We start from the raw sequence: 10,463 nt of genomic DNA on the forward strand, positions 1-10,463 counted from the left end.
CTATCAGTCTCCGAAAATTTCAGCGTGCCGCTTTTCGGCCAATTGGCGGATCGCGGACTTGAAGTCTTCCGCGCTCGGCACTTCGCCCTTGGCTTCCAGGCTGGTCAGCAGGGCGGGGTTGATCCCCATATGCTTGCCCACATCGGCGGCGGTAAAGCCCAGCTTCGTGCGCAGTTCCTGCACTTCAGCATAGGGGCCCTTCGGCTTGTCGTCGGCGGCGGTTTCGGTCTGTGGTTGTTGGTCGGTCATATCACCCTCTTGCCCCTCTTGATGAATGACGGTGCGCCCGGCCCGAGGGGGAAAAACCGGGCGCACCGATCAGGCGGGGAAGCCCCGACCGATTAGCGGTCCACCAGCAGAAGCGACACCGTCACTTTTGCGTCCGCGCTGACGGCGGCGGACCGAATGGTGAAAAACAGCTCAAGGTCTGTCAGCGGGTCTTCCGTGTACCCCAGCAATTGCCAGATCGGCACGCCCATGACGGCGGCCCCCAGCTCAAACTCATCCGCGGCACTGACGTCCACGCCATCAAGGATGCCGTCCTCGTCATTGGTCCCGCCAAAATCCATGGTGACGCCGGTGCCCATGGCCTCGACGTAAATCTTGGACTGCGGCAGCAGGTAGGCGGACGAATTGATCAGCCCCAGGCACAGACGGTCCGCAACAGCGGTTTCGTCAGGCACCACGACACAGTCCTGCATCGGGGCAATCTGGCCACCATAGAAGGCGGACGGGGCATATTGCGGCGGGGTCTGGAGCGTCAGCCCCTTGATATTCGGAAAATTGATATCAGCCATTTTAATGGGCTCCTATATGATCTTGGGGGACAGGCGCACCATGCGCCCGTCCATTCGTGTTCAGATGATCAGGCTTTGCACTTGATCAGGAGAAGCGCCTCATCATAGATGCGCGCGCCGCCCACTTCCCACTCAGCATAGGCATGCCAGTTCCAGCGGCGTTCCTGCATCCGCTCGACCATGGGGCGTTTCAAGACCCGCTTACGGTGAATGGCGACGGACTTTGCAACGCACAGCACCCATTCTTCGTTCGCACCCAGATCGAAGCCCAGCTCCTGCGCAATCGTGCTCAGCTCCTCATAGGGGCGATATTCAAAGCCCTGCCAGCGGCCCGGCTCCCCGGCGACCAGCGATTTGACCACATTGGTGTCAGCGCTGGACAGCTTTTCGTCATTGGTCAGATGCGCCAGCTGCGTTTCCGACGCGATGCAGGTCATGGGGCCCATGACATAGCGGGAGCGCAGAATTTTCCGTGCCGACTGCATCTTGGATGATGTCAGCGGTGTCTCCCCCGATCCACCAAGATTAAACTCATGACTGTCAATCGGAATGACATTCCCGGTTTTCGGATTGCCGGGAGGCACATTTGTCAGGGTCAGGGTGTTCGGGTTCGTCAGGTTCTTGCCCGACATGGACTTGCCCAGGATTGAATGGATCACCCGCTCATCATCCGCGCGGGCAATGGCCATGTTCTGCTCCATCAACAGGTCCGACGTCGGGTCGGTCACGGAGGATTTGACCCGGTCAATGTCCGGTCCAAGGTCATCCATGACGTCGTACGCCTCAAAATGCCCACCCCGACGACGACGGGCCGCTCTGTGGCCTTCTGGGGTGCGGCCATCATGATCCTTGCGTTTATTGACGCGGGACTTGCCGACCAGGTCCTTGGAGAAGGATTCCCCCGGCTCACTATAGTTGAAATTCTCGTCGATCACGCCAACGAGGCGGCGCTCTCTCTGCTGGTTTTCATGGCCAAGATTGCGCTCATAGGCGCGGATATAGTGCTCTTCCAGTACATTGGCTTCGGGCATGGGTTTCTCTTTTTCCGTTCCGAACAACCCCTCGTTCAGATATGGTTAGCGGCCTTCCGCGTCGGTCAGCCGTTTGATCAGTGCAAGGCGTTCAGTGACCGCATATTTATGATCCCTGTGCGATGGATCATCGATGGCCGCCGCATATTTTCCCTCAAAATCATTGAGCGCCTCCGTTGCCTCGGCGACGGTCTGGCGCGGCAGTGATTCCCGACGGGACAGGCCTTCCAGCGCGCCGGGCTCCATGGTCGCGGCGGCATAGTCGTGCATCAGCTTGATGAAGGCCGGATTGTTGCCCGCGCCCGACTGCTCGAGAAAGTCGACCAGCTCGTCGGGCTGGTCCTGCACAAACGCCTGGACCATTTTCAGATTGCCCTCATAATTGCCTCCCCACTCCTTGCGCAGGGCGGCCTCGCCTTCCTCCTGACGCTGACGGTCCTGCACTTCCATGGCTTCCTGCTGTGCCGTCAGCATGGATTTCTGCAGTTCGGCGACGCCCTTCACCTGCGCGGGGTTCAGGCCCAGATCATGCAGCCCCTTCATGACACCGGCCTTTTCCTCATCATTGGAAAAGACCAGCCCCTCGGGGATTTCATACGCATCGGGACTGTCTGGACGCCCCATTTTGGCAAAGATGGCCGCCATTTTCTGGTCGCGCTCCGGGTCATCATCCCGGGGCAGTTCAAGCAGCCGGTCTTTCGGCGCGCCCAGCTGCGCTTCCAGCACTTTCAGCTGACGGAATGCATCGGCAGGCTCCTTGATCGCATTGTTTTCCGCATAGGCCCGCGCATCGTCGTCAAGCCCGTCCAGAAAGGTCGGGGCAGGGGCGGGGGTGGCGGCAGCCGCCGGGGCACTATCGGGGGCGGTCTCTTGCGGTGCTGCGGTTTCGGCAGGCGTTGCATCGGTCGCTTTTTCGGTGTCACTCATCGTTCTGGTCCTCCTCGGGGCCGGGTGTGGAAACGCCCATCAGGGCTCGGGAAATATTGGGAACGGTCAGGCCCGCCTTGGCGCAGATTTCCACGACAGTGTCGCGCTGACCGGCCTTGTAAACCTCGTCATCGCTGCGGGTGCCGTGCTGATAGCGCGGGATCAGAAGGACATTGCGCAACAGCAGGTCGGCCAGCACTTCGCGCCCCAGATCATTGTCGAACAGCTCGCGATAGATGTTCCGGGCCATGATCAAAGCGCCCCCGTGGACAGGGCCTGGCTGGCCTGCTGCGCTGCGCCTGCGGCGGCTCCGGCCTGTTCCAGCGCCTGGTTCAGCTGTGCGGCGCTTTCGGCCTCGGCCTTGTTGGCGGCGATGACGCGCGGATCGGTGAGAAGCGACGGCGACACGCCATAGGCTTGCCCGGCGGCCCGCACGATGCTCGGCAGGTTCAGCGCGCCGCCAGCGGCGGACTGGCTCTGTTTGGCCTCGGCTTCGACCGCAACGGCCCCGCGCGTAAACTCGAGAAGGCGCATCAGTCCCTCAACCGCGACCTGGCGCTGGGTCGTGGCGATCGGGGATTTGTACTCAAATGACAGGTTCAGCCCGACCAGGCTTTCCGGGGGCGGACCAAATTCCCCCGCCCGCTGCATCAGCGTATAGGTCCGCTCCGCTACGGGGTTCAGGGATTCCTGCTCGAGACGCGCAACGGCGGGCCCCAGACCGCGCAGGGTCTGGTCGCGCCGGTCGGCCCATTCCGTGGCCGTCTGCTGTGGTCCGCCGCCATGGCGCAGCCAGTCAACGAAATAGATCACCTCGACCTGGGTGCGCATATATTCGATCAACTGCATGATCGGCCCCAGGTCGCCGGGCTCATAGACGCGCATGGTCGGGGCGTTGCTGTATTGACGCCAGATGCTCGCATCCAGGGCGTTCAGCGATCCAGGCCGCGTGTCCAGCTCCGACAGCGCACCGCCGGTCATATCGATCAGCGCCGGGTCCGCCGCCTGCTCCGATTGCAGGATGAAGGATTCGACCAGGACATTCAGGCCCTTGATCATCGGCAGGGCCATCACCCCGGGGCCATAGCCATAAGGCTGGCCCGACAGCCGCTGGAACCGGCTGACCGCATAGGGAAACTCATCATAGCCGCTGGCCGCCACGGCAAAGCAGGTTTCATCGTCCAGGAAGGTCACAGTCGACCACGGCTTGCGATTGACCGGCTTGCCTGCGCGCCCGCCCTTGCGCGGCTCGATCAGCTCAACGAAAAACATCTCCCGGTTCGGATCATCTTCCGCGATCTTGTCGATCTTGGGGACGTCGGGATATTTTTCCTTGACCTCCCAGGCGCGGCGCGAGAACCGGCGGGCCAGCGTGTCGCACTGCCCCGTGTCCGGGTTGTCATCGATCCAGCAATCATTGATCGGCACGGCGAGATAGCGCGGGCCTTCCTTTGCCCGCGCGCCGGTCCACATGACGGACGTGCCAAAGGCGACGCTGTCCACCATGCCCTCGGCCAGCTGGGTGCGGAAATTCGATTTGGCGCTGGTCAGGGTCAGGAACATCTTGCGGCTGACCTGGTCCAGCCACACCGATTCCTCATAGGTCGGCTCGCGCTCATTCAGCCGCGGCTTCATGAACTCGTCAAAGCCCGACACCAGATAGCCAAGCAGGGTGGCCGCAAACCGGTCATTGGCGGTGCTGCCCGTCGTGTCGACCATCCGGCGCGGGTTCAGGGCCCCCGGCACCTCGAGCGCGCCCTGGTTACGGCGCGGCAGGATGTAGTCGGAAATATCTCGCCACAGGGGCTCCCAGGGAAGGCGCGCCTGCTTGAGCTGCGCCCAGCGCAGCTTGCGGCGGCGGACCGCATCATCGCTGCGCGCTTCGGAGAGGGCGAGACGGGTCATCAATACCCCGCCGTCAAAAGGGTGCGGGATCGTGTCGTCACCCGACCGCCGCCCAGCTCACCGGCCAGCGCCTGCCGGCCTTTGAAGCTGGCCGGGGTGCGCGGGCGGATCGCGGCGCTGCCGCTGGCACTGCGCGTGCGCGACTGTACCCCGCGCGTCAGGACCGTGGAACCGCGCCCGCGCCGCTCACGGCTGGCCCGGGCCTGCGCTGCGGTCATGCGAATGGTGGGGTCCGTCGGGTTGGCGGCCTCCGGGACTTCAACATTGACGTCTGGCGGCTCGGGCTTTGAAAACAGGCTCATATCAATCCTTTCACAGCGCCGTGGCGCGAATACGGCGGGGCGCGACCGGCTTGGTGCCGATGCGCGTGCCCACACCGTTCAGGCCCGACGGGCGGGCCGCATTTGATCCGATGCCGGTATGGAACAGGGTCATGTATTGGTCCGCATCCGCCACATTGTCGTGGTGATTGCCCTTGACCGGCCGCCAGACAGCGTCACCGCTGGCCATGTTTTTCAGATGCAGCTTGTAGCCGCCGCGATAAGCTGCCCGCAGGTTGGGGCAGCGTTTACTGACCATCTTGCGCGGGCGACCCTCACGCATATCCTGCATCAGGCGGCGATTTGCCCCCACCCGCTCATCTGGGTCATTGGTTTCCGCCGGGACGATCCGGCAGGGCAGGCCCGTAACCTCACGCCAGCCGCTGGCGTAGCTGTCCATGAAATTGGCGCCGATTTCCGTGCCGCCGAACTGGTTGGATGGATCGATGACGTGATACACCATGTTGCGGTCCACATGGCGGGCATAGCCGCCCGCCGGACTGCACATGAACTCGGCGACACGCTTGCCGAAGGAATAACCGTCCGTCCGCTGATCCTTGGCCGTAACCACTTCGTCATAGGCGATGACGCGGTCAAAATCGTCCCGCTGACCAATGACCGCAGCGGCCTTGCCGCCGCCATCGACCCCGACCGTTACGGGCAGGTCGGCGCGGGCTCGGACTTCCTCGCCCAGATCATGGCGGTCAGGGTGATAGTCGCCATAGACGGGCATGCCGGTGCGCGAATAGCCCAGCTTGTTCATGACCATGCGTTTCAGGTCATAATCGTCCAGCTTTTGCCGCTGGCCGATATAATACTCGTCGTCCATGAAGCCTTCGCGCGCCGGGCTCGGCTCGCCATTGTCCAGGAGCGCCCCGGGCTGCACGTGAAACTCATGCTCATAACGCGGATCAATCATCCGTTTGGCGAGCCAGTTTTCCTCGTTCGGGGCGTTGAAGTCGCCAAACACCATCTTGATCGGCGGCAATTGCTTCCCGTCCGGCCCATTTGGCATTTCATTCTTGAAGGCGCGACCCACCCGCATGAAGAACCAGCCATAAGCATCGGGGGCGAACAGATCCGCCTCGTTCATCCACACCACATTGGCCTGAAAGCCGCGAGCAAAGTCTTCGGCGCGGTCATTGCCGATGGCGCGGAATAGAAATTCCAGGCGCAGGATTTCGCCAGTCTGCGGGTCTGGCAATTCAAAGATATGAGACGCCGGGTTGCCTTTGCCGCCATGCCACTGACCCCACTCCCGGGGCCACACGTCGAGATAGGACGGGATCGTACTTTCCCACAGACGGCGATAATCCGACCGCACCACTGCGATCCGCAGCTTGCGCTTGCCGTCGACGATGCTACGGTGCTGTTGCCGCGCTATGAGAAAACATTTTGCAACACACGTCGTCGTCTTTGCTGAGCCCACTGGCCCCATGAGCCAGCTGGTGGGGCTCATGTCATGGCGGAACGCATCAGCGACGGGCCCTGCCGCGTCCTGCAGCATGCGTTGCGTCATCTCGACGGTGTTGGCGCGCTCTTCAAAGTCTTCAATCGGATCGTTCTTGTAAAGAACATCTGGCGCGGTGTTCATTTCCCGCACCCGGACCCCGGGAAGCGGCCCCTTATTTTTCGGGTGGCCTCATCCAGCCTAGCCAAAATTCTGGAAGGTGTGTCTACCACCCCCTTTACGTCAGCGCGGCCCGCGATTTTCGGGGCATGGGGGGCGCTCAAGGGGGGGGTGGGTGAAGGCTGACCGGCGCGCGCCACGGGAGAGAGGAACGCGCGCCGGTCCCGGCGGGCAAAGCGTGCCGCGCTATGTCCCGCGCGGTCAATTCCCCCTACCGTCGAAGTAGGGGAAAACCATGCAACAATGGCAGCAATATCAATGCTTTGTTGCATCTGTGAGACTTTCGGTTTGTGAGACTTCCCCGCCGATCGGCCTGTAACCCTTTGATTTTTCTTGGCTGGTTCTATCCTCGAGATGCCAAGCGAGCGGGATCGAAGGCACCTGCGAAACGTTGACCGCGACCGGTGCCGGTGTGTGTTTGTACTTGGCGAGGAATTCATTGGCCCAACGCCACAAATCGATCGCTTTTTCAATCTCGCACCCGAAAGCGTCCCGGATGTTGGCCGGGTTGTCATCGACAAGCGCCTGCGCGTTCACGAGAGGATCGCGGCGGCCCATCTTGTCGAAAAGCGCCAGCAATTCCCGGGTTTTACGGGACTTCGCGCCTGGCGGACGTCCCGCCTTGGTCGCCTTTCGCGCCGGTTGCCAGTCCACGCGGCGGCGCAGCTGTGCCGCCTCGGACAGCGCGGACGTGCCGAAAAGCTCGTCCTGCACGACGTCGACCGGATCCCGGTCATTTGCCTGCACGCCGCCGCCGCCGGGCGGATTTCCCGCCTCTTTCAGCGCTGCGTCGATGCCGTCGCGTTTTCCCACGAATTAACGTCCCTTTTCGGAGGCGCTTTCCTTAGGATCGCGCCCCCCCTGCGGGACAAAATTAGTTAGAAGGGCGGTTTCTGCACCATTCGGCTAAAGGAACAGCGGTTACAGACCGGGTTACAATATTGAACAGATTATAAGGTTTATTATCAGTATCTTATTGAAAGCTGTAACCATGTAACCCGTGTTACCGCGAGTTTTAGCCTTATGCGCGCGAGCGCAAGCGCAAGGCCAATAGGCCGGTAACAAGGGTTACACGGTTACACCGGCCATTTTTATCAATGAAAAGAACGGGATACCCCGTTACCGATCGCGTTACCGCATGTCGCCAGCGCCGGTAACATCATCAGCACCCGTCCCTTCTTTTACTGCAGTCTTGGGGTCCGGGCAAGCGCCAATTGTTTCGCCCGCCACGGGTCCGGGTCCGGCCATCGGTGCGGGATGATGAGACGGGCGCGCGATGGCGCTTGCGCGCCAGGCGCGACACTGGCGGGCGCAATGGCTCGCTTTCGCTCGCGCGCGCCCTCTGGGTATCGTTTATGGGGTCTCGAGGTGGTCCAAAATTAAGGACAAGGGCAGTCGTGTGGACCGCTGCCGCCTGTCATCAAAATAGGTTGATGACGCTTCTGCGCCCGGCAAACGCCGCAACGCATATGACCACCGAAGATCATCAAACGGTGTATTCGCATACAGACGGACAAGGTACGGATGATTGAATGCAATATGCACAGATGCCTTACATTTGCAGCTTTTTACGGCAATGCCAGTGCGTCTCAGCCCAGCCTTATCTCCCTCAATTGCCGTCCTAATCTCTTCTGAAAGTACACTGAGTATATGGCTCAATGCTGCACGTCCGTCGCCTGATGGATCAGGTGGTGTGGCAATGCAGAAACTGTCGGCAGAGGGCAGCCCCAATTGCAGCCATAGCGCCCTCGCAGCGGCCTTGCCAAAGTACCGATGCGCACTGCGGACAGCTTCAAGCTTCCATTCTTTTTCGCGGATATCCACGTCATCACCGGCCTTTGGCGGCCCCGCATATTGGCCTGTGCGACGGATGTCAGGGAGGACTTCGTGATACAGCCAGCGCTGAAAGCGCTTGGCTGCGGGGGTTCGGGATCCGGCGATGAGCCGATAGACGCCCGGTTCGGATATGATGACCATGTCCTGGTCACCACCAGGGGTGTCGTGTTTTACGACCCCCTTTTCGTCGTCATCCAATCTTCGGATCGGATCGCGCGTGTTCGTATAATGCAGGGCTCGACACACATCCCGTGCGATGAACCAGGGCGCACCGCCCCTCATCAGGCTTCGGATAGGGAAGTCATCCTCAAATAAATGAACAATGAGACTGCTCATGCGGCGAAGCTCACAAACTGCGGCATCACCCGGTCACTCATTGAAGGAATGTGGCGATAGATCACGCCCAGCCCGGCGACACGCGACGAAATCTTCTGCTCTCGCTGCGCCAGGTCCTCCATCTGACGCTTGATCATGCCCTCGCTATGCTGGCTGACCATGCGGCCGTTCTGGCCCATCATGAGCGCCGCGAGAAGCCCTTGGCGCGCCATCTTCAACATCTCTAACTCAGCCAGCAATTTGGCCTGGCGTGGGGTGACCGGTTCAATCAGAGGGGTAAACATTTCCATGTCGGTTTCCTGTGGACAGAATGGCCGGCTCTGGCGGTTTTGAAGCCGCGCAAAATCCGGGGGTTCAAAAACCCGTCCACAGGATAAGGCCCCATACGCCTTTAGGCTTTCGCCCTGGACATGCGCGTACAGCCCCCGGAAATGTCCGCAAGATGACGCCTCTATCGCGTCACTCGCCTGTGGCAGAGTTTTGAAGCTCCGCGATCAGGTTGCGCGACTAATGCTAGGCTGTCAATGGTCGCGTGACCGCTCCAACCGTTTCAGATAGGGACGACAGGCCCCATAATTCCCAGCCAACAGCGTGTCTTCAATCACACCGCTGGCACTATCCACCTTCACTTCGACCCTGCATTTAAGGTTCGCCACGACCGGCGCGACGCTATCATTCGCCTTATAATCGAATACTTCCGCACGTCCATTGCTCCAGACATAGACCACTTTATCGTCAAGATGGATGTCGGCATCAGGCGTCCCGAGTATAGCGAACGCCTCCTTGCGATCCTGCCCATGTAGTTCCTTCAGGATCGTGACGCCCGGCTCGAATGAGACACAGGCGCTCAGAGCGAGGATGGCGGCTATTGCAACACATGGCTTCATGGAACCGACTCATGCGGAGGATTCTTGAAGAGTCAACCAAGACTGTTAAGAGCTCGACTAACCCCCATCCCTGCACCGCGCGCACCGCCCGCCGACAAGGCGCGGGCTGGGACGTTCGCAATCCTCACACTCGCCCGGCTCCCCCGGCGCCATCGACGCACGGGGTCGGGCCAGCAGGGCGGCCCGCTCGCGCTCGGCCATGTCTGCGGCTTCGTCTATAGGATCGGCGTAATTGGTCACGCCGCCCTCGCTTGGCTGATCCGGTCCCTGATAAATTCATCAAAGCCCGGCTGGTGTCGCAGGGCCATCAGCTGCCCGGCATTGATTTCCTGCACCCCAGCCTGCTTGGCCAGATCGCGGAAAAATTGCGCCTTGACCATGCGAATATCCTCAGCGTCCAGAAGGCGCTGGATCTTCCCCTGCACAGCCGTCGTCGGCATGTCGATGAACCAGCCAATACAGCGCGGGCTCCACATATTGCCGTAAAACCGGCACAGCCAGTCGACCTTGTTTTCCGTCCACGCCATTATGCACCCCCACAGGACAGGCGGCCTTTCAGCGGGCCGTGATAGGTGGCGTCCAGAATGCCATGATGACCGACCAGCGCCCGCGCATAGGCTTGCGCCACGTCGGCGCTGGGGGCGCACACCGTATAAAAGTCCGCCTGACGAAACCCGCCCCGATCCATGCCAAATTCAAACAGAAACCGGTCCGGCGGGGCAGGCACATAAGATGCCAGAGGCGACGGCGGCGACACGGGCCGGGCCGTCCGTATGCAGACAGGGTCAACCATT

14 protein-coding genes are annotated in these 10,463 nt (G+C 61.1%); all 14 read right to left on the minus strand.

The genetic code is table 11. From position 1 onward, the window contains the following. Positions 1–3: 3 nt before the first annotated feature. Entirely contained in the window at positions 4–249 is a 246-nt protein-coding gene (locus RUI03_RS04715; RefSeq protein ID WP_317289134.1) for a hypothetical protein, read from the minus strand. 92 nt (positions 250–341) lie between these two features. Further along, positions 342–797: a hypothetical protein gene (locus RUI03_RS04720; RefSeq protein WP_317289135.1), complete on the minus strand. Its 456-nt coding sequence runs from the start codon at positions 795–797 to the stop codon at positions 342–344. A gap of 68 nt (positions 798–865) precedes the next feature. After that, complete coding sequence (locus RUI03_RS04725; protein ID WP_317289136.1) at positions 866–1,828, minus strand: phage capsid protein; 963 nt, start codon at positions 1,826–1,828, stop codon at positions 866–868. Between the two features lie 45 nt (positions 1,829–1,873). After that, positions 1,874–2,755: a hypothetical protein gene (locus tag RUI03_RS04730; protein WP_317289137.1), complete on the minus strand. Its 882-nt coding sequence runs from the start codon at positions 2,753–2,755 to the stop codon at positions 1,874–1,876. Next, positions 2,748–3,005 (minus strand): hypothetical protein, encoded by a 258-nt coding sequence (locus RUI03_RS04735; RefSeq protein WP_317289138.1) that lies wholly within the window; start codon positions 3,003–3,005, stop codon positions 2,748–2,750. The genes RUI03_RS04730 and RUI03_RS04735 overlap by 8 nt, the downstream gene beginning before the upstream one ends. A 2-nt stretch (positions 3,006–3,007) precedes the next feature. Then, positions 3,008–4,660 carry a portal protein gene (locus RUI03_RS04740; protein WP_317289139.1) on the minus strand — a complete coding sequence of 551 codons (1,653 nt, stop codon included), beginning with the start codon at positions 4,658–4,660 and terminating at the stop codon, positions 3,008–3,010. Continuing rightward, positions 4,660–4,962, minus strand: coding sequence for a hypothetical protein (locus RUI03_RS04745; protein ID WP_317289140.1), 303 nt, complete (start codon positions 4,960–4,962; stop codon positions 4,660–4,662). The genes RUI03_RS04740 and RUI03_RS04745 overlap by 1 nt, the downstream gene beginning before the upstream one ends. A 10-nt stretch (positions 4,963–4,972) precedes the next feature. Further along, positions 4,973–6,574 (minus strand): hypothetical protein, encoded by a 1,602-nt coding sequence (locus RUI03_RS04750; RefSeq protein WP_317289141.1) that lies wholly within the window; start codon positions 6,572–6,574, stop codon positions 4,973–4,975. Between the two features lie 291 nt (positions 6,575–6,865). After that, complete coding sequence (locus RUI03_RS04755; protein WP_317289142.1) at positions 6,866–7,423, minus strand: hypothetical protein; 558 nt, start codon at positions 7,421–7,423, stop codon at positions 6,866–6,868. 540 nt (positions 7,424–7,963) lie between these two features. Next, entirely contained in the window at positions 7,964–8,782 is an 819-nt protein-coding gene (locus tag RUI03_RS04760) for a Bro-N domain-containing protein (RefSeq protein ID WP_317289143.1), read from the minus strand. Then, positions 8,779–9,072 carry a hypothetical protein gene (locus RUI03_RS04765; protein ID WP_317289144.1) on the minus strand — a complete coding sequence of 98 codons (294 nt, stop codon included), beginning with the start codon at positions 9,070–9,072 and terminating at the stop codon, positions 8,779–8,781. Before RUI03_RS04765 ends, RUI03_RS04760 begins: the two co-directional genes overlap by 4 nt. Positions 9,073–9,303: 231 nt before the next feature. After that, positions 9,304–9,669, minus strand: a complete 366-nt coding sequence (locus tag RUI03_RS04770; protein ID WP_317289145.1) for a hypothetical protein — start codon at positions 9,667–9,669, stop codon at positions 9,304–9,306. Between the two features lie 236 nt (positions 9,670–9,905). After that, positions 9,906–10,196 (minus strand): hypothetical protein, encoded by a 291-nt coding sequence (locus RUI03_RS04775; RefSeq protein ID WP_317289146.1) that lies wholly within the window; start codon positions 10,194–10,196, stop codon positions 9,906–9,908. Further along, a complete protein-coding gene (locus RUI03_RS04780) occupies positions 10,196–10,462 on the minus strand; it encodes a hypothetical protein (RefSeq protein WP_317289147.1) in 267 nt (88 codons plus the stop codon). Before RUI03_RS04780 ends, RUI03_RS04775 begins: the two co-directional genes overlap by 1 nt. Position 10,463: the final 1 nt, after the last annotated feature.

The sequence above is a fragment of the Parvularcula sp. LCG005 genome (assembly GCF_032930845.1).
GTDB lineage: Bacteria > Pseudomonadota > Alphaproteobacteria > Caulobacterales > Parvularculaceae > Parvularcula.